The organism is Mycolicibacter heraklionensis, assembly GCF_019645815.1.
Taxonomy (GTDB): Bacteria; Actinomycetota; Actinomycetes; order Mycobacteriales; family Mycobacteriaceae; genus Mycobacterium; species Mycobacterium heraklionense.
The window spans coordinates 1,275,280-1,300,880 of sequence record NZ_CP080997.1 but is presented as its reverse complement, the minus strand read 5'-3'; the positions used below and the strand labels follow the sequence as shown (position 1 = coordinate 1,300,880).

The 25,601-nt window shown below is 67.9% G+C and carries 22 protein-coding genes and 1 riboswitch; of the genes, 7 read left to right on the top strand and 15 right to left on the bottom strand.

Features of this window, described 5'->3' with window-relative positions; translation table 11 throughout:
* Positions 1–27: 27 nt before the first annotated feature.
* Positions 28–837 (top strand): enoyl-CoA hydratase, encoded by an 810-nt coding sequence (locus tag K3U94_RS06220; protein ID WP_220695929.1) that lies wholly within the window; start codon positions 28–30, stop codon positions 835–837.
* Positions 838–915: 78 nt separating this feature from the next.
* On the opposite strand, the gene K3U94_RS06215 is transcribed toward K3U94_RS06220, so the two are convergent.
* The 4 genes from K3U94_RS06215 to K3U94_RS06200 all read right to left on the bottom strand — a co-directional run bounded on the left by K3U94_RS06215 (position 916) and on the right by K3U94_RS06200 (position 4,188).
* Positions 916–1,635, bottom strand: a complete 720-nt coding sequence (locus K3U94_RS06215; RefSeq protein WP_047317182.1) for a CPBP family intramembrane glutamic endopeptidase — start codon at positions 1,633–1,635, stop codon at positions 916–918.
* 80 nt (positions 1,636–1,715) lie between these two features.
* Positions 1,716–2,234 (bottom strand): gamma carbonic anhydrase family protein, encoded by a 519-nt coding sequence (locus K3U94_RS06210; protein ID WP_047317638.1) that lies wholly within the window; start codon positions 2,232–2,234, stop codon positions 1,716–1,718.
* Between the two features lie 5 nt (positions 2,235–2,239).
* A complete protein-coding gene (locus K3U94_RS06205; protein WP_047317183.1) occupies positions 2,240–3,028 on the bottom strand; it encodes a crotonase/enoyl-CoA hydratase family protein in 789 nt (262 codons plus the stop codon).
* 14 nt (positions 3,029–3,042) lie between these two features.
* Entirely contained in the window at positions 3,043–4,188 is a 1,146-nt protein-coding gene (locus tag K3U94_RS06200; protein WP_220695928.1) for a thiolase family protein, read from the bottom strand.
* Between the two features lie 106 nt (positions 4,189–4,294).
* Between K3U94_RS06200 and K3U94_RS06195 the strand changes: the two genes are divergently transcribed.
* The 4 genes from K3U94_RS06195 to K3U94_RS06180 all read left to right on the top strand — a co-directional run bounded on the left by K3U94_RS06195 (position 4,295) and on the right by K3U94_RS06180 (position 12,828).
* Positions 4,295–4,954, top strand: a complete 660-nt coding sequence (locus K3U94_RS06195) for an SDR family oxidoreductase (protein ID WP_220695927.1) — start codon at positions 4,295–4,297, stop codon at positions 4,952–4,954.
* Between the two features lie 44 nt (positions 4,955–4,998).
* A riboswitch (cobalamin riboswitch) is annotated at positions 4,999–5,204 on the top strand.
* Between the two features lie 134 nt (positions 5,205–5,338).
* Positions 5,339–7,618, top strand: a complete 2,280-nt coding sequence (gene metE / locus K3U94_RS06190) for a 5-methyltetrahydropteroyltriglutamate--homocysteine S-methyltransferase (RefSeq protein WP_220695926.1) — start codon at positions 5,339–5,341, stop codon at positions 7,616–7,618.
* 75 nt (positions 7,619–7,693) lie between these two features.
* Positions 7,694–8,584: a mycobacterial-type methylenetetrahydrofolate reductase gene (locus tag K3U94_RS06185; protein ID WP_220695925.1), complete on the top strand. Its 891-nt coding sequence runs from the start codon at positions 7,694–7,696 to the stop codon at positions 8,582–8,584.
* Positions 8,585–8,871: 287 nt separating this feature from the next.
* Positions 8,872–12,828, top strand: coding sequence for a cation-translocating P-type ATPase (locus tag K3U94_RS06180; protein WP_220695924.1), 3,957 nt, complete (start codon positions 8,872–8,874; stop codon positions 12,826–12,828).
* A gap of 8 nt (positions 12,829–12,836) precedes the next feature.
* Here the strand turns inward: K3U94_RS06180 and K3U94_RS06175 are convergent, their stop codons facing one another.
* The 3 genes from K3U94_RS06175 to K3U94_RS06165 are packed head-to-tail and all read right to left on the bottom strand — an operon-like array spanning position 12,837 to position 14,496.
* Entirely contained in the window at positions 12,837–13,316 is a 480-nt protein-coding gene (locus K3U94_RS06175; protein WP_220695923.1) for a hypothetical protein, read from the bottom strand.
* 1 nt (position 13,317) lies between these two features.
* Positions 13,318–13,668, bottom strand: coding sequence for a VOC family protein (locus K3U94_RS06170; RefSeq protein ID WP_220695922.1), 351 nt, complete (start codon positions 13,666–13,668; stop codon positions 13,318–13,320).
* Positions 13,669–13,689: 21 nt separating this feature from the next.
* Complete coding sequence (locus K3U94_RS06165; protein ID WP_220695921.1) at positions 13,690–14,496, bottom strand: MerR family transcriptional regulator; 807 nt, start codon at positions 14,494–14,496, stop codon at positions 13,690–13,692.
* A gap of 64 nt (positions 14,497–14,560) precedes the next feature.
* Here K3U94_RS06165 and K3U94_RS06160 point away from each other — a divergent pair, with 64 nt between their 5' ends.
* Positions 14,561–15,442 carry a crotonase/enoyl-CoA hydratase family protein gene (locus tag K3U94_RS06160; RefSeq protein ID WP_220695920.1) on the top strand — a complete coding sequence of 294 codons (882 nt, stop codon included), beginning with the start codon at positions 14,561–14,563 and terminating at the stop codon, positions 15,440–15,442.
* Here K3U94_RS06160 and K3U94_RS06155 read toward each other — a convergent pair.
* From K3U94_RS06155 to prpD, 7 genes are read right to left on the bottom strand one after another with little or no spacing between them, the layout of a single operon-like run.
* Positions 15,439–16,266 carry a sterol desaturase family protein gene (locus K3U94_RS06155; RefSeq protein ID WP_047317210.1) on the bottom strand — a complete coding sequence of 276 codons (828 nt, stop codon included), beginning with the start codon at positions 16,264–16,266 and terminating at the stop codon, positions 15,439–15,441. The two genes, K3U94_RS06160 and K3U94_RS06155, sit on opposite strands and share 4 nt — an antisense overlap.
* A gap of 4 nt (positions 16,267–16,270) precedes the next feature.
* Entirely contained in the window at positions 16,271–16,987 is a 717-nt protein-coding gene (locus K3U94_RS06150; RefSeq protein WP_220695919.1) for a FadR/GntR family transcriptional regulator, read from the bottom strand.
* Positions 16,988–17,045: 58 nt separating this feature from the next.
* Positions 17,046–18,779 carry a DUF3556 domain-containing protein gene (locus K3U94_RS06145; protein WP_220695918.1) on the bottom strand — a complete coding sequence of 578 codons (1,734 nt, stop codon included), beginning with the start codon at positions 18,777–18,779 and terminating at the stop codon, positions 17,046–17,048.
* A gap of 49 nt (positions 18,780–18,828) precedes the next feature.
* Entirely contained in the window at positions 18,829–19,989 is a 1,161-nt protein-coding gene (locus K3U94_RS06140) for an acyl-CoA dehydrogenase family protein (RefSeq protein WP_064890981.1), read from the bottom strand.
* A gap of 26 nt (positions 19,990–20,015) precedes the next feature.
* Complete coding sequence (locus K3U94_RS06135) at positions 20,016–21,134, bottom strand: bifunctional 2-methylcitrate synthase/citrate synthase (RefSeq protein WP_220695917.1); 1,119 nt, start codon at positions 21,132–21,134, stop codon at positions 20,016–20,018.
* On the bottom strand, positions 21,131–22,048 hold the full coding sequence (gene prpB / locus K3U94_RS06130; RefSeq protein ID WP_220695916.1) for a methylisocitrate lyase: 918 nt from the start codon (positions 22,046–22,048) through the stop codon (positions 21,131–21,133). The genes K3U94_RS06135 and prpB overlap by 4 nt, the downstream gene beginning before the upstream one ends.
* On the bottom strand, positions 22,045–23,550 hold the full coding sequence (gene prpD, locus K3U94_RS06125) for a 2-methylcitrate dehydratase PrpD (protein ID WP_220695915.1): 1,506 nt from the start codon (positions 23,548–23,550) through the stop codon (positions 22,045–22,047). The genes prpB and prpD overlap by 4 nt, the downstream gene beginning before the upstream one ends.
* Positions 23,551–23,670: 120 nt before the next feature.
* Between prpD and K3U94_RS06120 the strand changes: the two genes are divergently transcribed.
* Positions 23,671–25,116 (top strand): short-chain fatty acyl-CoA regulator family protein, encoded by a 1,446-nt coding sequence (locus K3U94_RS06120; RefSeq protein WP_220695914.1) that lies wholly within the window; start codon positions 23,671–23,673, stop codon positions 25,114–25,116.
* Here K3U94_RS06120 and K3U94_RS06115 read toward each other — a convergent pair.
* A complete protein-coding gene (locus tag K3U94_RS06115; RefSeq protein WP_047317218.1) occupies positions 25,080–25,598 on the bottom strand; it encodes a DoxX family protein in 519 nt (172 codons plus the stop codon). The two genes, K3U94_RS06120 and K3U94_RS06115, sit on opposite strands and share 37 nt — an antisense overlap.
* Between the last annotated feature and the right edge of the window lie 3 nt (positions 25,599–25,601).

Genomic DNA, 25,601 nt, shown 5'->3' with positions numbered 1-25,601 from the left:
TGTGATCTGCATCCTAAGGTGACACCCATGACTGCAATCGACTCCGGCATCGACACCCTCGCCCCGACGGCGGGTGTGTCCGTCACCCTGGCCGACGGGGTCCTCTCGGTGACCATCGACCGCCCGGACAGCCTCAACTCGGTGACCACGCCGGTGCTGGCCGGTATCGCCGACGCGATGGAAGCCGCCGCCCGCGACCCGCGGGTGCGCGCGGTGCGGCTCGGCGGCGCCGGGCGCGGGTTCAGCTCCGGAGCCGGGATCGGCGCCGAGGACGCAGCCGACGAGCTGCCGACCGAGATCATCGTCGAGGCCAACCGCGCGATCCGGGCGATCGTCGCGCTGCCGCGGCCGGTGGTGGCCGTGGTGCAGGGTCCGGCCGCCGGCGTCGGGGTATCCCTGGCCCTGGCCTGCGACCTGGTCGTGGCCTCGGACAAGGCATTTTTCTTGTTGGCGTTCACCAAGATTGGGCTGATGCCCGACGGTGGCGCCTCAGCGCTGGTCGCCGCGGCCGTCGGCCGCACCCGCGCCATGCGGCTGGCGCTGCTGGCCGAACGACTGTCGGCTGCCGAAGCACTGGAGTGGGGGCTGATCAGCGCGGTGTACCCGGCGCAGGAGTTCGACGCCGAGGTGGACAAGCTGCTGGCCACCTTGCTGGCCGGCCCGGCCAAGGCGTTGGCCAAGACCAAGCAGGCCATCAACGCCGCGACCTTGACCGAGCTGAACGCGGCCCTGGACCGTGAGTACGTCGGGCAGTCAATCCTGTTGAACTCCCACGACTTCCGCGAGGGAGCCCGCGCTTTTCAGGAGCGTCGTTCGGCCAATTTCACCGACTTCTGATTTGGCGAGCGTGCGCAGAATGCCACGCGCGACGGCGTGTCGCGGGGCAAACACGCACACTCGCGCGGAATTTGGGGGCTACATCCCGAAAATCGGGGGCAGCGCCAGCACCATCATCAGCCCCCACACCAGGTGGGTCAGCACGGGCGCCAGTATCCCACCGGTGGCTCGACGCTCGATGGCGCAGACGGTGCCGAGCACCAGCGCAGCCAATCCCACCATGAGGTTGCCTGCGGCCATCATCGCCGCAACGTAGAGCAGGGTCGAAAACACCAGCGGGGAGCGGCGACCGAACGCGCTGAACAGCGCGCCGCGGAAGAACAGCTCCTCGGCGATCGCGTTGACCAGGGCGATCAGCACCACCAGCCGCCACGAGACCTCGGTGGTGTAGGCCAGGATCGCGACCACCTGATCGGCCAGCGGCGGAATGTCTTGCACCGCAAGCCCGCCCAGCAGGAACACCCCGCCGAGTACCAGGCCGACGCCGGTGCCGGTGAACACCGGCCGCTCGTTGCGCCCGCGGAACCGCAACACCCCCAGGTGCAGCGGTCCGGCCACCACGGCCCCCACGGTCCAGACCGCGGCCAAGACCAGCGACAGCCAGTAGAACGCCGGGTCGCCTGGAAGCTTGCTGTGCATGGCGACCAGCACCGCGGCACCGATCAGCACCACCACTCCGACGACGACGCGACGCCGCTGCACCACTGCCCGCGGTTCGTGATAGGGCAGGGCGACCCTGGTCATGATGTCGGTGATCTCGCGCAGCAGGCCGGGGCGGGATGGACTGATCTGGGTCATAGGAGGACGTCCCCTCAGCGGCGGGTTGAGCAACGTCCCTAAAACGTAGCGGCGAAACGGCGGCCGGTGGCCCGAATGCGTTAGTTCGCTCGATGGACTTCGATCAGTCGCCGGTACGCCGCGGCGTTGTACCGATTGTTGCGGACCTCGGCCTCGCTCAGGTCTCGTCGTACCCGGCCCGGCACCCCCGACACCAGTGACCGCGGCGGCACCACCATCCCCTGCGGGATGACGGCACCGGCCGCGACCAGCGACCCCTCCCCCACCACGGCGCCATTGAGGACGATCGCTCCCATCCCGATCAGGCAGTCGTCCTCAATTGTGCAGCCGTGCAGCACCGCGTTGTGCCCGACGCTGACGTGCGCCCCGACTCGACAGGGGAACTCCTTGTCGACGTGGACGGTCACGCCGTCCTGGATGTTGGTGTCGATGCCGATCTCGATCGGCTCGACCTCGGCACGTAGCGTCGCCGAGTACCAGACGCTGGCCCGGGCGGCCAGGCTGACCTGGCCGATCAGGCTGGCGTTGGGCGCCACCCAGGCCTCCGGGTGCAGCTGCGGGGCGCGCCCGCGGATGGAGATGAGAAGCGGCTCGGGCACGCCGCTCAACGCGCCTTCCACACTGGTGCGCGCTTCTCGGCGAACGCCCGGGGTCCCTCCTTGGCGTCCTCGGACCGCAGCAGGGCGGAGAACTCTCGGCCGGTTCGGGCCCAACCGTCCACTTCGCCGGGGATGGCCCCGTCATCGACGCCGTAGGCGATCCGCTTGCTGGCCCGCACGGACAGCGGCGCGTTGCCGGTGATCCGTTCGGCCAGCTCCAGGGCTGCCTCCAGCGCCCCGCCGTCCTCGACCACGCGGTTTACCAGTCCCCAGCGGGCCGCGTCGGCCGCCGAGATGGGCTCCCCGGTGTAGAGCAGCTCCAGGGCAACTTTGCGGGGCAGCTGATCGATGATGCGGAACACCCCGCCGGCGCCGGCGATCAGGCCGCGCTTGACCTCGGGCAGCCCGAACTGGGCACGCTGCTCGGCGATCACCAGATCGCTGGCCAGCGCGATCTCGGTGCCGCCTCCCAGCGCGGTGCCGTTGACCGCCGCGATGACGGGTTTGTCGATGAAGTGCTGCACGAAGCCGGCGAAACCCCACTCCGGGTGTTCGGGGTGGTAGATGTTCTCCCGGTTGGCGATCGCCTTGAGGTCGGCTCCGGCACTGAACGATTTGTCGCCGGCTCCGGTGAGAACGACCGCGCGCACCTCGTCGTCGTCTTGAGCCGCCGCCAAGGCGTCGCCGATGCCGGCGCTGACGGCGCCGTTGATCGCATTGCGGGCTTCGGGCCGGTTGATCGTGATCAGCAGGACGTTTCCGCGCCGTTCTACCAGAACGGCCGCGTCACTCACAGCAGCTCCAGCACTCACAGCAGCTCCAGGATGGTCGCGTTGGCCTGGCCGCCGCCTTCACACATGGTCTGCAGTCCGTAGCGAATCCCGTTGGCGCGCATGTGGTAGAGCATGGTGGTCATGATCCGGGCGCCGGAGCCGCCGAGCGGGTGGCCCAGCGCGATCGCACCGCCGTTGGGGTTGAGCTTCTTCGGGTCGGCACCGATGTCGGCCAGCCAGGCCATGGGCACCGGGGCGAACGCCTCGTTGACCTCGAACACCCCGATGTCGTCGACACTCAGACCGGAGCGCTGCAGCGCCTTCTGGGTTGCCGGGATCGGCGCGCTCAGCATCATCACCGGGTCAGCACCGGCCAGCGTCGCGGTGTGCACCCGCGCCAGCGGGGTCAGACCCAGTTCGCGTGCCTTGGCCGCCGACATGAACAGCAGCGCCGCCGAGCCGTCGGAGATCTGGCTGGAGTTACCCGCGTGGATCACGCCGTCCTCTTTGAAGGCGGGCTTGAGCTGTGCCATCTTCTCCAGCGTGGTGCCGCGGCGGATGCCCTCGTCCTCGCTGACGACATTGCCCTCGGAGTCGGTGATCGAGACGATCTCGTCCTTGAAGGCACCGGAGTCCTGTGCGGCACCGGCCTTTTCGTGCGAGGCGAGCGCGAACTCGTCGAGCGCGGTGCGGCTCAGGCCCCACTTGGTGGCCATCATCTCCGCGCCGATGCCCTGGTTGGGGGTCTGGCTGTAGCGCGCCTTGAAGGACTCCCCGTACGGGCGCCCGCCGTTGGCCAGCGAGGAGCCCATCGGGGTACGCGACATCGACTCGACGCCGCCGGCGACCACGACGTCGTAGTGTCCGGCGATCACGCCGGCGGCGGCGAAGTGCACCGACTGCTGGCTGGACCCGCACTGGCGGTCCACGGTCACCGCGGGCACCGTCTCCGGCCAGCCCGCGCTCAGCACGGCGGTACGACCGATGTCGAGGGCCTGCTCCCCGGCCTGCATGACGCAACCCCAGATCACGTCGTCGACCAGCGCCGGGTCCACGCCGGCCCGGTTGACCAGCCCGTTGAGCACCTGGGCGGACAGCTCGGCCGGGTGTACCCCGGACAGTCCGCCGTTGCGCTTGCCGACAGGCGCGCGCACCGCTTCGACGATGACGGCTTCAGCCATGGGTGCTCCTTAAGTTCGTTTGGGGTCTTGTTGCCTCGATTGTCGACCGGCGCGCTCGGCCGGCGTCAGCGGGGGTCACTCCGGGCTTCCGCGTACCGTCGATTCCATGGCACGCACCGTGATCATCGGCGGCCACGGCAAGGTCGCCCTGCTGCTCGCCCGCCTCCTCGCCGGGAGCGGCGACCAGGTCACTTCGGTGTTCCGCAACCCCGACCACGCCGAAGAGGTCGCGATCACCGGCGCGGTCCCGGTGGTGGCCGACATCGAGCAGCTCGACACCGACGGCCTGGCCCGGCTCGTGGCCGACCATGACGCGGTGGTGTTCTCCGCCGGCGCCGGCGGTGGCAACCCGGCACGCACCTACGCCGTGGACCGCGACGCGGCGATCCGCAGCATCGACGCCGCCGCGAAAGCCGGTGTCCGGCGGTTCGTGATGGTGTCCTATTTCGGCGCCGGCCCCGACCATGGTGTTCCCGAAGAGGATCCGTTCTTCCCGTACGCGCAGGCCAAGGCCGCCGCCGACGCCCACCTGCGGGCCACGGATCTGGACTGGACGGTGCTGGGGCCGAGCCGACTCACCGACGATCCTGCGACCGGCCGGATCGCCGTCGGCCCGGACGCCAACAAAGGACAGGTGTCACGCGGCAACGTCGCGTTAGCGATCGCGGCCTGCCTGTCCAACGACTCGACGGTCGGGCGCACCATCGAGTTCAACGACGGCCGGACGCCCATCCCGGAGGCACTTGCGGCCGGTCGGCCAGGGTAATCTCGATCACGCAACTGGTTTGCCGTCGTCGCCGCAAGGCGGTTTCGGCATCGAGCGCAACGCGGTTTTCCGCGGAGCGCGAGAGGGAACCCGGTGAGAATCCGGGACTGTCCCGCAGCGGTATGCAGGAACGACCGCCGTCACAAAGCACTGGTCACGGGTTCGCCCACCGGCTGGGAAGCGACGGCCACTAGGAGCACCTCGGTGCGCGCCTGCGAGTCCGAATACCTGCCCGTTGTGCCGGGCGCGCCGCGCCCGGCGGATCAACGCCTCGCGGAATGGGCGTCTGGTTTTGAGGGTTATAGTGCTTTATATAGGCACGGGACCGGATCAGCTGGGCGGCTGCTGGCGTTGACCCACCCTCGTCAATTGAAGGACCACATCGTGACCGTTCAACCTTTTACCGCAACCGTTCTCGGCTCGCCGCGAATCGGGCCTCGACGTGAACTCAAGCGCGCCACCGAAAGCTACTGGGCCGGCCGGATCGGCCAGGACGAACTGAAGAAGGTGGCCGCCGGCCTGCGCCGCGACACCTGGGCTCAGCTGACCGCCGCCGGGCTGGACTCGGTGCCGGTGAACACGTTCTCCTACTACGACCAGATGCTCGACACCGCGGTGCTGCTGGGTGCTCTCCCGGCCCGGGTGGCCGGCGTCGCCGACGAGCTGGACCGTTACTTCGCCGCGGCCCGGGGCAACAAGGAGATCGCCCCGCTGGAGATGACGAAGTGGTTCGACACCAACTACCACTACATCGTTCCCGAGATCGCCCCGGACACGACGTTCACGCTGAACCCCGCCAAGGTGCTCTCCGAGCTCTCCGAGGCCCAGGGACAGGGCTTCGGCGGAAACGTGGCCCGTCCGGTGATCATCGGACCGGTCACGTTCCTGCTGCTCAGCAAGGCCGTCGACGGTGCGCCTGCGCCGATCTCCCGCCTCGACGAGCTGACCGATGTCTACGCCGAGCTGCTGGGCAAGCTGGCCGACGCCGGCGCCGAGTGGGTACAGATCGACGAGCCGGTGCTGGTGACCGACATCTCTGCCGACGCCCCCGCGCTGTCCGAGCAGGTGTACAACCGCCTCGGCGGGCTGAGCAAGCGGCCGTCGATCTTCGTGGCCACCTACTTCGGCGACCCCGGCGCCGGGCTGCCGGCCCTGGCCCGCACCCCGGTCGAGGCGATCGGCGTCGACCTGGTCTACGGCCCCAACACCGCCATCGCCGCAGTGCCGGAGTTGGCCTCCAAGACGCTGGTCGCCGGTGTCGTCGACGGCCGCAACATCTGGCGCACCGACCTGCAGGCCGCGCTGGCCAAGCTGGCGGCGCTGCTGGGTCCAGCCGGTGCCGTAGCTGTGTCTACGTCGTGCTCGACGTTGCACGTGCCCTACTCGCTGGAGCCCGAGACCGGTCTGGACGACGCGCTGCGCAGCTGGCTGGCGTTCGGCGCCGAGAAGGTGACGGAGGTGGCCACCTTGGCCCGCGCGCTGCGTGAGGGCCGCGAAGCGGTGGTCGACGAGATCGCCGCGTCCAACGCCGCGGTCGCCTCCCGCAAGTCCGACCCGCGGCTGAACAACGCGGCGCTGCGCTCCCAGATCGCCAAGATCAAGGAGGCCGGGATCCAGCGCGGTTCGGCCGAGGCGCGCCGCGCCGCGCAGGACGAGCGGCTGCACCTGCCGCCGTTGCCGACCACCACGATCGGCTCGTTTCCGCAGACCGTGGAGATCCGCAAGGCCCGTGCCGCGCTGGTGGCCGGAGAGATCGACGACGCGGAGTACACCAACCGGATGAAGGCCGAGATCGCGGCCGTCATCAAGCTGCAGGAGGAGCTGGGCCTGGACGTGCTGGTGCACGGCGAGCCGGAGCGCAACGACATGGTGCAGTACTTCGCCGAGCAGCTGGACGGCTTCTTCGCCACCAGCAACGGCTGGGTGCAGTCCTACGGCAGCCGCTGCGTGCGCCCGCCGGTGCTGTTCGGCGACGTCACGCGGCCGCACCCGATGACGGTCGACTGGGCCACCTACGCCCAGTCGCTGACCGACAAGCCGGTCAAGGGCATGCTCACCGGTCCGGTCACCATCCTGGCCTGGTCGTTCGTCCGTGACGACCAGCCGCTGGCCGACACCGCCTACCAGGTGGCGCTGGCCATCCGCGAAGAGACGGTGGACCTGGAGAAGGCCGGCATCGCGGTGATCCAGGTCGACGAGCCCGCGCTGCGCGAGCTGCTGCCGGTGCGCGACGCCGACAAGGCGGCCTACCTGGACTGGGCGGTCGGCTCGTTCCGGATGTCCACCTCGGGGGTCTCCGATGCGACGCAGATCCACACCCACCTGTGCTACTCGGAGTTCGGTGAGGTGATCGGTGCGATCGCAGACCTGGACGCCGACGTCACCTCGATCGAGGCGGCACGCTCGCACATGGAGGTGCTCGACGACCTCAACGCGATCGGTTTCTCCAACGGGGTGGGCCCGGGTGTCTACGACATCCACTCGCCGCGGGTGCCGAGCACCGACGAGATGGCTACGTCGTTGCGCGAGGCGCTGGATGCTGTTCCGGCACAACGGCTCTGGGTCAACCCGGACTGCGGCCTGAAGACCCGCAAGACCGACGAGGTGAACGCGTCGTTGGCCAACCTGGTCGCCGCTGCGAAGGAAGCTCGCGCCAGCCTGTGACCGTCTGACATGTTGCGCCCCAGAGCTGTCTCTGGGGCGCAACATGTCCGTTCTAATGAGATACGGAGTCCCCTGGTGCCGTTGAACACCATCGCACTGGAATTGGTGCCGCCCAACACCGATCGCGGAGTCGAGCACGCCCGCGAAGAGGCCCACAAGGTCCTGCAGTTATCCGAGCAAGCGGGTATCGCGGGCCGGATCGGTCATGTCATGATCCCCGGGTTGATCCCCGAGGATGACGACCGGCCGGTCGAGATCCAACCCAAACTCGATGTCTCCGACTTCTGGTCGGTCATTCACCCCGAACTGCCCGGCGTACACGGGCTGTGCACGCAGGTCACCGCCTTCCTCGACGAGACGGCACTGCGGACGCGACTGTCGGGTCTGCGCCAGGCCGGGTTCGACGGAATCATCTTCGTCGGCGTCCCGCGCACGCTGAACGACGGTGAGGGCAGCGGCGTCGCACCCACCGATGCCCTGTCGAAATTCGACGATCTGGTCGACAACCGGGGTGTCATCCTCATCCCGACACGAGACTCAGAGCAGGAACGCTTCGCCTTCAAATGCGACCGGGGCGCCACCTTCGGGATGACACAGCTGCTCTACTCCGATGCGATTGTGGGATTCCTCCGCGACTTCAAGCACGCCAGTGACCACCGGCCGGAGGTCCTGTTGTCGTTCGGCTTCGTGCCGAAGATGGAGTCCAAAGTCGGGCTGATCGATTGGCTGATCCAGGACCCGGGCAACGAAGCCGTCGCCGCCGAGCAGGCCTTCGTGCGGACTCTGGCCGCAGGCGAACCCGACGTCAAACGCCGCCTGTTGCTCGATCTGTATAAGCGGGTGATCGACGGGGTGGCCGAATTGGGCTTCCCGTTGAGCCTGCACTTCGAGGCTCCCTACGGCATTTCGAAACCGGCATTCGACACCTTCGCCGAGATGCTCGCCTATTGGTCGCCGGGCGCCTGAACCTGGAACCGTCTGCGACGCAGAGCATTCACCGGCATTTCAAGTCGGGTCTCGCCGGCGTTCAGCTGTCCGCTGCCTGCCGGCCCTAGGTTCGATCGGGAAGGGGAGTAGTTCCTACCCGCCACACCGGTGGCGGATGTGAATGGTCGTCAATACGGCGGTTCGACCCGCCCGGTCATTCAGCGGACCCAGGACTTTCGCGAGCGAGACCTTCGGACGATTCACCATGTCGACCGAAGGTCCCGCGGGCTATCTCCAAGGATTCGGTCGCCGAGCGAAGGAGACCGATGCCCCCCTCGATAGCCGCTCTGATCGACGATGCCGAACCGGGCTATGACGTGGTTGCCGACCCGCCGGCGGAGGTCGAGCACCCACGGCGACACCTTCGCCCGGCCCCCGAACCCGGCGATGGTCTGATAGCGGTCAGCAGCGCCGCGATGGCCGGCATCAACGCCGTCGGCCTGGGTCTCGCAGTTGCCAGTCGCGTTCTGCGGTTTCGCCGGTTGCCCTCCAGTCTCCAGGGCGCTGTCATCACCCTGGACCACCAGCCACAACTGCGCCGTCTGCTGGAGGAACGAATCGGCAAGCGCGCCACCGCCACTGCGTTGGGGATGGCGACCACCGCCGTCAACGCACTCGGGGCGGCGCCGTCGATGTTGGCCGTGGACCTGGCGATCAACACCATCAGGGCCGCCGAAGCGCGCGCCGACGCCCGGGCCTGGGCGCGGCGCGAGCCGGAGCTGGCCCGTCCGGTTGCCGGGTCGGCCCAGCGCACGGCGGAATCCCCGGAGAGCCCGGTCGACCAAAACCTGCAACGCGGGACCTGGATTCAGGCGATCGGCGCAGCCGTCGTCGCCGCGACCAGTCGCGACCCCGAACTGGCCGGCAATGCCGCACTGGTCGCGGTGCCCAAAGCGACCCGAGCCACTCACGAATCGTTCGCAGCCACGTTGGGCCGCGGGCTGGCGAACCGGGACGAGGCACTGCAGATCGACCCTGACAGCCTGCGCCGGCTGGACCGCGTCGACGTGGTGATCTTCGATCCGCGGGTGCTGCGGACCGAGTCGTTGCGCTTGGCGCGACTTCGCGGCGCCGACGAGAAGGATCTGACCGCCTGGGAGAGCGCCCGGGCGATGCTCGAGGAAGGTGACCTGCGGCCAGGTTGGCATCCCGTCACCGGCCGCCCCGGCACCGAGGCACTGTTTGCTCCGGCCCCGCATCCGCTGGCGGCAGCGACACTCGCTGAGACACAGCGCGCCCAGGTGCAGACAGTGACCGCGGACGACGCCATCGGCCTGGGTGTACTTCGGCCCGCGTTCGACGAAATCGCTCCAATGACAGGCGATTCGATCGACGAAGCGCTGCTCGACGCGGTGCGGGCCTACCAACAGGAAGGCCACACCGTCGCGGTGATCTCCTCGACGGCTACCCAGGCGCTGTCGGCGGCCGACCTCGGCGTCGGCATCCTGCCCGACGCCAGCGAGCCGGTGGCGGACCTGATCGTCGATGACTTGTCCGGGGTATGGCGGGTACTGCATGCCCTGCCCGCAGCCCAGGCGGCCACCCGCCTTGGTATCGCCTTATCCACCGGCGCTTCGGCATTGGGTTCGATGCTGCTCATTCCCACGGTGCGAGGACGCGGTCCCGAACCGGTCGCGCTGGGCGCGGCCGTGGGTCTGGTGTCCGGCTACTGGTCGGCCCGCCAGGTGATCACGGCGCCGCTGCCCCGGCCGGTCCCCGTCGACGAATGGCATGCGATGTCGGTCGAACAGGTGCGTGCCGCCTTGTCCTCGCCGTCGCAGCCCGACTTCGCGCCGGACGCCGGCACCGCCAAGCGGCACGTGGTCTGGCAGTTCCTCGATGCGGTGCGTGACGAACTGTCCGACCCGCTGACGCCCGTCCTCGGACTGGGTGCCGCTGCCACCGCGCTGCTGGGCGCGCCAATCGACGCGCTCATGGTCGGCTCTGTCCTGGTCAGCAACGCCGTCCTGGCGGCCGGCCAACGGTTGAGTGCCGAGCTGCGGCTGGATCGGCTACTGGCCGAGCAGATCCCGCCCGCCTGGAAGGTGACGATCCGGCCCGATGGCGCACGCGACCGTGTTCAAGTGCTCCCCGAGCAGCTGCAGCGTGGGGATCTGATCGAGGTGGGTCCCGACGATGTGGTGCCCGCGGACGCCCGTGTGATCGAACAGGAGAAGTTGGAGGTCGACGAGGCCTCACTGACCGGTGAGTCGTTGCCGGTGACCAAGCAGATCGACGCCACCCCGGGCGCCGAGCTGGCCGAGCGGCGCTGCATGCTGTTCGCGGGCACCACCGTGGCCTCCGGGACCGGTCTGGCGTTGGTGACCGCGGTGGGCCCCGACACCGAGGTGCGGCGCGCCGCCGACCTTGTCACCAGCCGGCACGGGGATATCGGCCTGACCCATCAGCTCGGACAGATCACCAGCCGGACCTGGCCGCTGAGTCTGATGGCCGGCGGTCTGGTCAGCGTGCTCGGGGTGTTGCGGGCCACCCGGCTGCAGCAGGCGGTGGCCAACGGAGTGTCGGTGGCCGTCGCCGCTGTCCCCGAGGGCCTGCCGGTGGTGGCGACGCTGGCTCAGCACGCCTCAGCGCAGCGCCTCACCAAATCCGGTGTGCTGGTACGGGTCCCCCGCTCCGTTGAGGCCCTGGGCCGCGTCGACGTGGTGTGCTTCGACAAGACCGGTACGTTGAGCGAGAACCGGTTGCGGGTCACCGAGGTGCGGACGGCAGCCGGTCATTCCCATGACGAGGTGCTGCGTTGCGCGGTACGTGCGACACCGTCGGCCAAGGGACCGAGCCACGTCGACGCCACCGACGCCGCGATCGTGGCGGCGGCCGAATCCGTGCCCGGCGCCGTCGCGCCGGGGGCCGCCGACGCCCATCTGCCGTTCCGTTCCGGGCGGCCCTTCGCGGCATCGGTGTTCGGCACCGAATTGACCATCAAGGGGGCACCCGAGGTGATACTGGCTGCCTGCGACGATGTCGCGGCCGACATCCACGATGTGGTGGAGCAACTGGCCGACGAAGGACTGCGGGTGCTCGCGGTAGCACGGCGTGAGCTCAGTCCCGCTCAGGTGCAGTCGCTTTCGGCCGATCCCGACGACCCCGAAGCCCAGCTCGCGGCCATGGCCCAGCAGTGCGCCGAGGGCTTGACCCTGGTCGGCTTCGTCGGCATCGCCGACACCCCCCGCGCCGGGTCTGCCGGCCTGCTCGCCGAGCTGCACCGCCGCCAGGTGCCCATTCGGATGGTCACCGGCGATCACCCGACCACCGGCCGAGCCATCGCCCGCAAGATGGGCGTTCAGCTGTCTCCCGATCAGGTCATCACCGGCTCGGAATGGGAAACCCTCTCGGGCAAGGAGCAGGAACGTGCGGTGGCCGAGCGGGTGGTGTTCGCCCGCATGTCGCCGGCGAACAAGGTGCAGGTGGTGCAGGCGCTGGAACGCAGCGGCAAGGTGTCGGCGATGGTCGGGGACGGCGCCAACGACGCCTCCGCAATCCGGGCCGCCACGGTCGGCATCGGGATCGTCGCCCAGGGCAGCGACGCCGCCCACACGGCCGCCGACGTGGTGCTGCTCGACGGCAAGATCGAGACCCTGCTGGACGCCCTCAACGAGGGCAGCCAACTGTGGCAGCGGGTGCAGGCGGCGGTGGCGGTGCTGCTGGGCGGTAACGCCAGCGGCGCACTGTTCGCGATCATCGGCAGCGCGCTGACCGGTCAGTCACCGTTGAGCACCCGGCAACTGCTGCTGGTCAACATCGTGACCGACGCGTTCCCGGCCACCGCGCTCGCGATCAGCCAACCCCGGCGGCCCATGCCCTTCGGGGGTCGCGGGCCCGACGAGAAGGCGCTGTTGCGCGCGGTGGCGCTGCGTGGCACGACCACGGCCAGTGCAACCCTTGCGGCCTGGTTCATGGCGCGGCTCACCGGTTTTCCCCGACGCGCATCCACCGTGGCGCTGGTCGCCCTGGTGACCACCCAGCTGGGCCAGACACTGTTGGAGTCACGCTCGCCGGTGCTGCTGGCGACCGCGGGCGGGTCGTTCGCGGCAATGGCACTGTTGATCAGCATCCCCGGTATCAGCCAGTTCATGGGCTGCACGCCGCTGGGTCCGATCGGCTGGGCTCAGGCGCTGGGATCGGCGGCGGTCGCGACCACCGCGGCGGGCATCGCGCCCCGCTTCTTGCCGAGCGCCAGTGCGAAGGACGCTGTTAGCGCGTGACACCGGATTCAGCGGCGACGGGCGAGATACTCCTGCTTGAGCACCCAGGTGCGCCCGTCGTCGCTGCGTTCGTCTCGCCAGCGAAAGGAGTCCGGGCCGATGTCGCGGAAGCTCCATCGGATCGCGGAGCCGTCCGGCAGGGTGCCGTCCTGCACGATCCCCTCCGCGTCGGTTCTGCCCAGTTGGTGCAGCTGAAGTCCCAGTTGCGGTTCGGTCCACTGGATGTGCCAGGCGTCGATAGCCGCGTCGTAGACGCGCAGCGTCGTCCCATGAAAGAGGCCCTCGGCATGCCAGACGTCCTGGACGGCCCGTCCGTCGAGCACCCAGTCTGCGACCATCCAGCCGGAGACTTGGCGGGTGCCGTCGTCGCCGAACCAGGTGATGTCCAGATCCCAGCGGCCGCCCACCAACCATCCGTACAGCGCCATCGCGTCACGATGTTCGGCGACGGGCCCGGTGGCCACCAATGCATCTGCCAGCAATGACATCTCAGGCCGCCACGATGTCGAACTCGTTGCCCTCGGGGTCCGCCAGAGTGCTCCACCGGTAGCCGTCGTCGGCGTGGTCGGCCAATCGGGCGGCGCCGAGTTCCAGGGCCCGCTCGACCGCGGCGGCCAGATCGGCCGCGACGAGGTCGACGTGCACCCGGTTCTTGACCTGCTTGGCTTCTGGCACCCGCACGAACGCCAGGTGCGGTGCCGTGTGCGCTGATACACCGATGGACGCGAATTCGGCGGTGGCACCGTCGTCGAGCGGTCGCTCCAGCAGTTGCGACCAGAACCGCGCCAGCTTGTCGGCGTCGGCGCAGTCGAAAGTGACCGTGTGCAGTGTGATCTCCATGGGTGAACTCCTTGTCGTGGGTCAGGATTTGGTGCGGAAGATCGGCCAGCACACCTCGGTGCGATGCGCTGCCTCGTCGTCGGTGTCGTAACCGGACACCCGGTAGTACTCGCGGATCGGTCCGTCGACACCCAGTTCGCGTTCGGCAACGTGGGTGCCCAGCGCGGCGTAGGTGCGATCCAGCTCGCCGAACTCCCCGCGGTGCACCGCGACCGCCAGTTCCGCCGCGGGAATCTCCAGCGGTCGAACTCTGCCCCGGGCCGTCGCGACACCCACCGGCCGGAACGCGATCACCTCTCCCCCGCCGGCCTCGAAGAACTCCGCCGAGTACAGCGCAGCGCGAACCCCCGCAGCGTCACCGGCCACCGCGGCGTCGACCTCGGTGAACGCCTGCGTCCACCAGTCATCGATGTCTGCCATCGCGACCTGGTCGACGACCGCGGCCGCCAGCGTCGCCGGCACCGACCGGTAGGCGACGTCGCAGGCGTCGCCGGAGTCTTCGAGCAGCGCCCGCAGCGACTCCACGCTGGCCTGCGTTTGCGCCAGGCGGTCCTGGAGTCGTTGCAGGTGAGCCACGATGGCCCGGTTGCGGTCGGTGACCTGCTCGGCGCGGACCACTTCGGTCAGCTCGTCCAGCGGCATGCCCAGATCGCGCAGCCGGCGGATGACTTGGGCGAGTGGCACCTGGTCCGGGCTGTAGTAGCGGTAGCCCGACGACGGGTCCACTCGCACGGGCGCCAGCAGGCCGCGTTCGTGATAGAGCCGCAACGCCTTGACGGTCAGATAGGTCATCCGGGAGAAGTCCCCGATGGGCAACAGTGTCGGCATGCAGTCCAGTCTCGAATCTCCCCCGGGGGCAGAGTCAACAGATCGGTGCAACTAGCCTCGGCGCATGGAGTTCAACACGCTGCGTCACGAGGTCGAAGACGGCATTCTCACCGTGTACCTGGACCGACCGGACAATCTCAACGCGTTCACCGTCGAAATGGCCGAGGAGCTGGAGCGCACCTTCGTCGAGGTCAACAACAACGACGCCGTCCGCGCGGTGATCGTCACCGGCTCCGGGCGCGCGTTCTGTGCGGGCATGGACCTGTCCAGCTCGGGCAACGTGTTCGGGCTCGATGAGTCCAAGTCGCCATCACTGGCCGACATGGCCGACCTCGACGACCCGGAGCTGGCCCGGGTGCGCGACACCGGCGGACGGGTGACGCTGGCGATCTACGGCTGTCGCAAGCCGGTGATCGCCGCGGTCAATGGCGCCGCGGTCGGCATCGGCGCCACCATGATGCTGGCGATGGACGCCCGGCTGTTCTCGACCAAGGCACGCTTCGGCCTGGTGTTCGGGAAGCTGGGGATCACCCCGGAGGCCTGCTCCACGTGGTTCCTGCCCCGCATCGTCGGTGTGCCAACGGCTTTGGACCTGCTCTACCGTGCTGACATCCTCGACGCCGAGGGCGCGCGCGCCTGCGGGATCGCCCAGTCCGTCCACGAACCAGAGACACTCCTGGCCGAGGCACGGGCGATCGCCGACGCCTGGACCAAGGGCCGCTCGCCGGTGTCTTTCGCGTTGATCCGCCAGATGCTCTACCGCAACTCCGCGCAGCCCGACCCGGTCGAGGCGCACCGGGTGGACTCGTTGGCGATGTTCTACACCAGCATCGGTGACGGCGCCGACGGGGTGCGCGCGTTTCTGGAGAAGCGCGACCCGCAGTTCACCTCCCGGGCCTCGGCGATGCCGCCGTTCTACGATGAGTGGGTCAAGCCCAACTCCTAGCCGGCCGGTGCCCATCCCGGGCCGCGAAACAGGTGGCCCCACACCGCACGCCAACTACGCGCCGCGCGGATGTCGCGCCAGATAGCGACGTACTCGTGGGTGGCCACCCGCACCGGATTGAACGTGTCGATGTTCTTGGTCAACCCGTAGACCGCGCGCTCGTCCTCGGGCTCAAACGTGCCGAACAGCCGGTCCCACACGATGAGGATTCCGCCGTAGTTCTTGTCGAGGTATTGCGGGTTCGCCCCGTGGTGCACCCGATGGTGTGACGGGGTGTTGAAGACGAACTCGATTGGCCGCCAGAGCTTGCCGACCCGCTCAGTGTGGATGAAGAACTGGTAGAGCAGGCTGACCGACTGCTGCAGCAGGATCATCCACGGGGCGAAACCGGCGAACGCCAACAGGATCCAGAACGGGACCGCGGTGAACGGCGTCCAGGTCTGACGCAGGGCGGTGGACAGGTTGTAGTGCTGGCTGGAGTGGTGCACCACGTGGCTGGCCCAGAACACCCGGATGGTGTGGTGGGTGCGGTGATACCAGTAGTAGGCGAAGTCGTCGGCGACAAACAGCGCGATCCAGGTCAGCGGGTTGGCGGCCGGAAGGTGAACCGGCGCCAGCAGATAGACCCCGCTGAAGACCGCCAGTACCACCAGCTTCCAGCCGATGTTGATGATCACGTTGCCGATGCCCATCGTCAGACTGGTGCCGGTATCGCGCAGTTCGTAGCCGCGCTCGTCGTCGTCGGGCCGCACGGCGAACGACACGACTTCCAGCAGCAGGCAGAGTACGAAGACCGGGATGGCGTGCGCGATCAGGTCAAACATGCGGCTATCCCTCCCCCTCGGCGCCGGCCTGGCAGGCCGTGACGAACCGGGTCAGCAACTCGTCGGCGAGGCGGTACGCCGCGTCCTCGTCGGCTCCGGCGATCGCGGCGGCGAGATCGATGTGGGAGCTGCGGTCGGCAAACTCGGCGGCACCCAGCGCGTAGATGGCGTCGCGGCCGATCTCGTCGTAGGCCGCGACCAAGGTGTTGAGAGCCAGCCGATAGGCGATATTGCCGGATCCGTCAATTACGGCGATCCAGAACGCCAAGTCGGCGTCGCTGACCGCGGTGAGGTCCCCGGAGGTCGGATACTCCGCGGCAGCCGCGGTGATCGCGGCCCGCTGTTCTCCCGAAGCGTTCCGCGCGCAGAGCCGCGCGGCGTCCGCGGCGATCGAGCGTCGCATCACCGCGACGTCGCCGATGATCTGGCGCGCCGGGATCGCCCCGGCGACGGCCAACCCGGTCAGGGCATCCAGGCCGGCGCTTTCCCGCCAGTCCAGCACCCGGGTCTTTCCGCCGTGACTGATACGGACCAGTCCCGCCTGTTGCAGCCGCTTGAGTGCTTCGCGGACCGCATGCCGGTTGACCTGCAGAGTCAGCGCCAGTTCGCGCTCCGACGGAAGCGGCTCACCGGCCAGCAGGCGTCCGGTCAGAATCTCTTCGACAAGCCGCACGAAGATCGCGTCGGAGAGTGCGGTGCGGGAGATGGGCGCCAGGTCCATGGTCTACATGCTCAGGCACCCGGCCCCACTGGTCAACTGGTTGTACCAGTTATCTGGGTCACACCGCGGCGGCGCGATCGACGTATATGGGCAGGTCGTCCTGCCAGGGCTGGCGCTCCACCATGTCCACCACCTTGACGTGGCCGCGTTCGAACTCACCGGTGGCGGCGTCCACCAGCCGGTAGGCCTGGGTCTGCCGATGGATCGGCTGCGCGTCGAGGATCACCACGCGCACCTCCCCCGGCTCGAATCCGCAGCGCTGCTGCAGCGCCTCGATCAGCTGCTCATTGGTCATGTGTCCGTCACCGAAGTTCCAGCCGACCGCCGTCGAACAGATCCGCTCCCCATCGGTCAGCGAGTAGTCGCTCTCGTCACCGTCGGCCATCGCCCGGTGCGCCAGGCTGAACAGCGCCCGGCCGTGGGTGTTGAAGCCGCGGAACGCATAGCCCATGTAGATCGGGATCTGCGCGGCTTCCGCACTGCCGTAGAAGCGTTCCAGCTGCGCGGCGGGCATGCTGGCGATCGCGACGATGCCGCGCGCGATCTTCTCTTCGGCTGACGGCTTCAGGCACCACAGCGTGGTGTCCCAGTTCCCGGCGTAGTACCGCATCCCGGGCAGGAACGAAACCTTGTGCGGGAACAGGTTCCCCACCACCACCGTGCCCGCGCTGACCGCGAACAACAGCGCGACCGCCAGCGGGTTGTTGAGGTCGGACAGCCCGAGATCGGCGTGCGCGACGAACAGCGACAGCACCCCGAAGATCATGAATACGTTCCACTCCAGCGGCACCCCCATCGGGATCGCCGCCAGGATGCCCAGGTGGAAACAGACCATCACGAAAGCGGCGATCGCGGTGGGCAGGCCCCCGTGGCAGAAGAACAGCGGTAGCGGCACCAGCATCTCGATCGCCGTGCTCACGTGCGCCAGCGCCTTCGACGGGCCGCCGGGGCGTAGATCTTCGGGGAAGTTCTTGAAGAATGCGCGTTTGAGCGCCTTGGGCCGGATCAGCGGGTTGTTGCTCATCATGGTCGAGATCACGAACGGGAAATGCCGGTTGAGCTTTGACGTCGCCGCGCCCATCCAGATCACCATGAAGATCGCTTTGGCCGCGACGATCATGTCGACCCCGGTGAACAGGAACGCCGCTGCCAGCGGGGCGTAGACCTCGCCGCGCGCGGCCAGGAAGATCACCTTGTCCCGCAGGCCGACCACCGCCAGGATCCCCAGAATCGTCAGGATCTGCCAGTGCGGCAGCACCCCGACTTCGGTGTGTAGCGCGGCGATGGGCCCGGTCCCGTCGGAGACCAGCGCGACCAGCAGCATCCCCAGCAGTGCCGCGTACAAGGCGGCGTCCACCGGCGTGCGGCCGGTTCCAGCGGTCAGCGGAATGCGCCGCGGCCAGGGTGGCAGCCGGATGGTGCCCGGCCGCAGCCAGTACAGGATCGACCCCATCGGCGGGAAGAAGCGGTTGTTGAGTGGACCGAAGCCGCAGCCCAGGCCGATCACCTCAAACAACATCGTGTAGAGCACGACCTTCTCGAAGACGATCGGCTCGCTCCACCACTGCCGCACTTGCCCGAAGCCATCGATACCGGCGGTGCTCAACGCGAACAGCCAGGCGCCCAGGATGTAGAGGCCGATCTTGAGCACGTAGAACAGGTGCAGCACCACCGGCGTGCCGAAACCCACCTCGGCCCAGTGCCGGGCCATCGGCCGGATCTTCTCGCTGCGCGTGCCCTTGCTCCATTCGGCGAAGTCGACAACGGGCAGTTCAGGTTTGAGAAATCCCATGACGGTCAGACTAGAACGTGTTCTAGGTCTGCGCGGCGAAACCGGGAGCTCACAGCGATCGGCTGATGATCTCCTTCATGATCTCGCTGGTGCCACCGTAGATCCGGTTCACCCGCGACCCGGTGTACATGTTGGCGATCGGGTACTCGGCCATGTAGCCGTAGCCGCCGAAGATCTGCAGGCACTTGTCGACGATCTGGTCAGATTTCTCCGCCGCGAACAGTTTGGCCATCGAGGCGGTCATCGGGTCGTTCTTGCCGCCGACGTACTGGCTGATCGCGTAGTCGACCAGCGTCTTGATCGCGAGCGTCTCCGTCTTGCATTCGGCCAGCACGAATTTGGTGTGCTGGAAGTTGCCGATGGGCCGGCCGAACGCCTCGCGTTCCTTGGAGTAGCGGATGGCCTCCAGTACGGCCGCCTCGGCCAGTGCCGCGCACAGCGTCCCGATGATCAGCCGCTCCCGGGCCAGCTGGTCCATCAGCTGGTAGAAGCCCAGACCCTCCTTCTCACCGAGCAGGTTGGCGACCGGCACCCGCATATCGGTGAAGAACAGTTCCCGGGTGTCCTGGCCGTGCTGGCCGATCTTCTGCAGCACCCGGCCGCGTTCGAAGCCGGCCAGTCCGTTGGTCTCGGCGACGATCAGCGACACCCCGGCGGCCCCCTGGGACGGGTCGGTCTTGGCGACGATCACCAGCAGGTCGCAGTGGGTTCCGTTGGAGATGAACGTCTTCGAGCCGTTGATGACGTAGTGGTCGCCGTCGCGCACCGCGGTGGTGCGCACCGACTGCAGATCCGAGCCGGTACCCGGCTCGGTCATCGCGATGGCCAGCACCGCCTCGCCGCTGATGACCTTGGGCAGCCAGCGTTTGCGTTGCTCGTCGTTGCCGTAGGCGTACAGGTAATGCGCCACGATCGGCGAATGCACCGAGAAGCCGAAGCATTGGTCGTGGGCGTAGACGAGTTCTTCCTGGACCACCGAGTGCATGGCGTAGTCGCCGCCGGCTCCGCCGAATTCCTCGGGCAGATCCAGTCCCAGCAGGCCGGCGTCGCCGGCCTTGTTCCAGAACTCGCGGTCTACGCCGTGTTGGGCGACCCAGCGCTCCTGGTGGGGAGTGGCCTCCTTGCGCAGGAATTCCGCGGCGTGCTTGCGCAGTTCGCGATGCTGGTCGGTCTCCCAGAGCGGGCGGTAATCGGGGAACAGTTGCGACATTCCCGGATGGTAGCTCCGAGTCGGCCTCAGACCGCCTTGAGGGCGCGCTGCGGACTTCCCGAGTAGGCACTCAGCGGGCGGATCAGCGCGTTGGACGCAGTCTGCTCGATGATGTGAGCGGTCCACCCGGTGATCCGGCTCATCACGAACAGCGGGGTGAACATCGGGATGTCAAAGCCCATCAGGTAGTAGGCCGGCCCGGTCGGGAAGTCCAGGTTGGGCTTGATCCCGGTCGCGGCGAACATCTCGGCTTCCAGGATCTGGTAGATGTCCAACCAGCGCTGGCCGCCGCGGGCCGCCGCGACGCGTTCCAGCGCCGCTTTCATGGTCGGCACCCGGGAGTCACCGTGCTTGTACACGCGGTGACCGAAGCCCATCACCTTGTCCTTGCGGGATAGCTTGCCGTGCAGCCACTCCGCGGCGTTGGCCGGCTCACCGATCTCGATCATGTCGTGCATGACCGCCTCGTTCGCCCCGCCGTGCAGCGAGCCCTTGAGCGCGCCGATCGCGGCGGTGACCGCGCTGTAGATGTCGGACTGAGTGGAGGTGACCACCCGTGCGGCGAAGGTGGACGCGTTGAAGCTGTGCTCGGCGTAGAGGGTCATGGACTGCTCGAACGCCTGCACGATCACCGGCTCGGGCACCTCACCGAAGCACATCCGCAGGAAGTTCTCGGCGTAGCCGAGGTGGCTGTGCGGCGCGATCGGGGCCAGACCGCGCCTGCGGCGCATGTCCGCGGCCACGATCGTCGGCAGCACTGCGAACATCCGCAGCGCCTTGGCGAAGTTCGCCGACTCACTAGGGTCGTCCTCTTCGGCGTCCTCGGCACCCAGGTAGCTGATCGCGGTGCGCACCACGTCCATCGGGTGGCAGTTCTCCGGGAGCTTTTCCACCAGCGACAGCAGCGACCGGTCCGCCCGCCGGGCCGCCCGCTCACGCTGGCAGAACAGCGCCAGCTCGGCGTCGGTCGGCAGCTCACCGTGCCAGAGCAGGTAGGCGACCTGCTCGAAGCTCACACGCGCGGCCAGATCCTGAACCGGGTAGCCACGGTAGGTCAGCGAGTTGGTCTCCGGCACCACCTTGGAGATAGCGGTGGTGTCGACGACAACACCTGCGAGTCCCTTGCGGATTTCTGCGGTGGTCACCGTTGGCCTCCCTGGATGGTGAAGTTGAAGATCTCAGAGTCGAACTGGTTGTACTCGGCGTAACGCAGCAGCTCGTAGAGCCGACTGCGGTGCTGCATCTGATCCAGTAGCCCGGATTGTGTTCCAGCCGTGTCGATCTCCCGCAGCCCGACTTCGACGGCGAACATCGCCAGCCGCAGTGTGGTGACGGGATAGATCACGGCGTTGTAGCCGAGGTCGGAGAGTTGAGCAGCGGTGAGCAGCTCGGATTTGCCGAACTCGGTCATGTTGGCCAACAGCGGGACATCGACTGCGGCGCGGAACTGTTCGAAATCGGCCGGCCCGCGTAGGGCTTCGGTGAAGATCAGGTCCGCTCCGGCGTCGGCATAGGCCTTCGCCCGGTCGATGGCGGCCGAAAGCCCTTCGATGCCGGCGGCATCGGTGCGGGCGCAGATGATGAAGTTCGGGTCCCGACGTGCCGCGACCGCGGCCCGCAGTCGCTTGACCATCTCACTTGTCGGCACCACGGCCTTGCCGTCGAGGTGCCCGCACCGCTTGGGGTTGACCTGGTCCTCGAGGTGGCAGCCGGCCAACCCGGAGTCTTCGAGCACCGTGATGGTGCGGGCGGCGCTCATCGGCTCGCCGAAGCCGGTGTCGGCGTCGATAAACGTCGGTAGCTCGGTGGCGGCCGCGATCTGCGCGCCGCGCCCGGCCACCTCGGTCAGCGTGGTCAGCCCGATGTCCGGCAGCCCCAGATCGGCCGAGAGCACCGCACCGGAGACGTAGACACCCTCGAAGCCGATCTCGGCCACCAGCTTGGCGACCAGGGGCGAGAACGCCCCCGGGAACCGTTGCAGCCGACCGGATTGCAGTCCGGCCCGGAAGTCCGCCCGCTTGTCTGACGGGACCGCGGCGGCCCCGAGCAGCCCACTCACCGGAAGATCCCGTCGGGAGTTGACGGTGCCTGGTCCAGCACCTTGGGCTCGACCACGATGTTGAGCTCACTGAGCTGGCTGCCGCTCAGGCCCGCAAGGCCCTCGGCGGCGGCGAGGAACCGCTCCTGCTCGGCCACCGTCACGACACCCTCGGCGAGCTCGGTGAACTTGCCGATGTACTGCTTGCGTTCGAACGGCCGGGCCCCCAGCGGGTGCGCGTCGGCGATCGCGAGCTCGTCGGTGATGACTTCCCCGCTGGCCAGGGTGATCTCGGCGCGCGCTCCGAATGCCTTCTCACCTGGGTCGGTCGAGTGGTAGCGCCGGGTCCACTCCGGGTCCTCGACGGTGGAGATCTTGCGCCACAACGCGATGGTCTCGGGACGATGCGCACGTTCCGGGGTGTAGGAGCGGACGTGGTGCCAGCTGCCGTCCTCCAGGGCGACGGCGAAGATGTACATCACCGAGTGGTCCAGGGTCTCCCGCGAGGCGTCCGGGTCGAACTTCTGCGGGTCGCCGGAGCCGGTCCCGATCACGTAGTGGGTGTGGTGGCTGGTGTGCAACCTGATCGTGGCCACCTGGCTCAGGTCGCCGACCCGCTCCCGCAGCCGCTTGGCCAGGTCGATCAGCGCCTGGCTCTGGTATTCCGCGGAGTACTCCTTGGTGTAGGTGTCCAAGATGCCGCGCTTGGCCTCGCCGGGGCCGGGCAGCGGCACCTGGTAGGTGTGGTCTTTGCCCGACAGCATCCAGGCGATCACGCCGTCCTCGCCCTCCCAGATCGGGGCGGGTGCGCCCTCACCGCGCATCGCCCGGTCCACGGCCTCGATGCCGACCTTGCCGGCCCAGGCGGGCGCGTAGGCCTTCCAGCTGGAGATCAGTCCCTTGCGGGACTGGCGGGTGGCGGTGGTCAGGTGCAGCGCCTGGCCGATCGCCTGGTAGATGACCTCGGGGTCCAGCCGCAGCATGGTGCCGATTCCGGCGGCCACCGACGGTCCCAGGTGGGCGACGTGGTCGATCTTGTGCTCGTGCAGGCAGATGCCCTTGACCAGGTCGACCTGGATCTCGTAGGCGGTGGCCAGGCCGCGGATCAGGTCGGTGCCGGAGAGCCCGAGCTGCTGAGCGACCGCCACCAGCGGCGGGATGTTGTCGCCGGGGTGCGAGTACTCCGCGGCCAGGAAGGTGTCGTGGAAGTCCAGTTCACGCACCGCGGTGCCGTTGGCCCAGGCGGCCCACTCGGCGGAGTAGGTTCCCTCGATACCGAAGACCGCAGCACCTGGGGTCGATGGGTGCGCCTGAGCCTGTCGGCGGGCGACGGTCACCGGCCGACGCAGTACGGAAGCAGCGCTGACGGCGGCGTTGTCGATGATCCGGTTGATGACCATTGCCGCGGTGTCGTCGGGAACCGCCACCGGGTCGGCGGCCACTTGCGCGATCTTCCAGGCGAGGTGCTCGGAGCGGGGGAAGTCATCGGCACTGCGGCGGGTCTTCACGTCATGTAGCTGCATATTCCACACCCTACGCATCACAGTTCAACCCTGATATGCACGGGAAATGCGTATTAATGCGTCCTATGTTGACCGGAATTGCAAACCTTGCGAACGTATTGGCGGGTTACGCTGCACGACATGGCACCCACCACCACCCGGACCTTCGCTGGGGCGCGGCTGCGACGCCTACGTGAGGAACGCGGCCTGACCCAGGTGGCACTGGCACGCGCGCTGAACCTCTCGACCAGCTATGTCAACCAGCTCGAGAACGACCAGCGGCCGATCACTGTCCCGGTGTTGCTGGCACTGACCGACCGGTTCAGCCTGCCCGCGCAGTACTTCTCCGGGGACGCCGACGCCCGAATGGTGGCCGATCTGCGCGACATGTTCACTGCGACCGCCGGTGAACACGCCGCCAGCGACAGTCAGATCGAGGAACTCGTCGCGCGCATGCCCGATATCGGCAACAGTCTGCTGACCATGCATCGCCAGCTGCGCGGTGCCACCGAGGAATTGGAGTCCTACCGGTCACAGATCTCCGGTGACTCGGCGCAGGCGGTGGCCCGGCCCATGCCGTTCGAGGAGGTCCGTGACTTCTTCTACGACCGCAACAACTACATCGGTGAGCTCGACAACGCTGCCGAGCGACTGTTCGTTGAGACCGGGATGCGCTTCGGCGGCTTGGACATTCAGCTGTCGACGCTGATGGCCGAACGATTCGACATCACCGTCGCGATCGTCGACGACCTACCCACCGGAACCAAACGGGTCTTCGACCCAGCGACCCGGGTGCTGCGCATCGCGCATTGGTTGCTGGCGGGCCAGCGAGCCTTCCAAATCGCCACCCAACTGGCACTACTGACCCAACAGGAGTTGATGTCGGACATCGTGGCGCAGGACCAGTCGTTGAGCCCGGAGTCCCGCGATGTCGCCAAGATCGGGTTGGCCAACTACTTCGCCGGTGCGTTCCTGTTGCCGTATCGGCAGTTTCAGCGTTCCGCAACCGACCTGCGCTACGACATCGACTTGTTGGGACGCCGCTTCGAGGTCGGTTTCGAGACCGTGTGCCATCGGCTCTCAACCCTGCAACAGCCGGGACGACGCGGGGTGCCATTCATCTTCGTGCGCACCGACAAAGCGGGGAACATCTCGAAGCGCCAGTCCGCCACTGCGTTTCACTTCAGCCGGGTCGGCGGCAGCTGTCCGCTGTGGGTGGTGCACGACGCGTTCAGCCAACCGGGGCGGATCGTCACCCAGGTGGCGCAGATGCCCGACGGCCGCAAGTACTTCTGGATCGCCACCACGACACCGCCCGAGGGGCGCGGCTATCTGGGGCAGCACAAGACTTTCGCCGTCGGTTTGGGATGCGACCTGGCGCACGCCGACAAGCTGGTGTACTCGACCGGTGTCGCCCTGAATGACGACGCCACCGTGGTACCGATCGGAGCGGGTTGCAAGATCTGCGAGCGCGAGGCATGCCCGCAGCGCGCGTTCCCCTATCTGGGCCGGCGGGTCGTCGTCGACGAGAACGCCGGCAGCGGGCTGCCCTACTCGCCGGTCGTGTCGGTTCCGCCCGGACGGTAGAACAGTGCCAGCTGGCCGATGGCGCCTGCCAGCCCGAGGCCGAGCGAGATCCACAGGCCCGGCCAGCCGTTCTTCCAGCAATGGCAGAAGATCTGGTGGTCCGCACTGAGGTAGCCCGGCCCGAGCATCGCCACCACGACGGCGCCGGTGGCCAGCACCAGGTTGTACTCCCAGCCGTTGGTCAGCACGAAGAAGCCGTTCGAGCGGTGCACGGTCCACACCGCCACCGCCATCAGGGCCACGAATCCGGCGGCGGCGATCGGGGTCAGCAGCCCCACCGCCAGCCCCAGCCCGGCGGCGATCTCCGCGGTTGCCGCCGTCACCGCCTGGAACTTGCCGTACTTCATCCCGATGCTTTCGAACCACCCCGCCGTGCCCGGGATTCGGCCTCCGCCGAAGAACTTGTTGAACCCGTGCGCCGCCATGGTCAGACCCAGAACCAGACGCAGGAGCAGCAATGCGACATCAGCAGCAGTGACCATCTG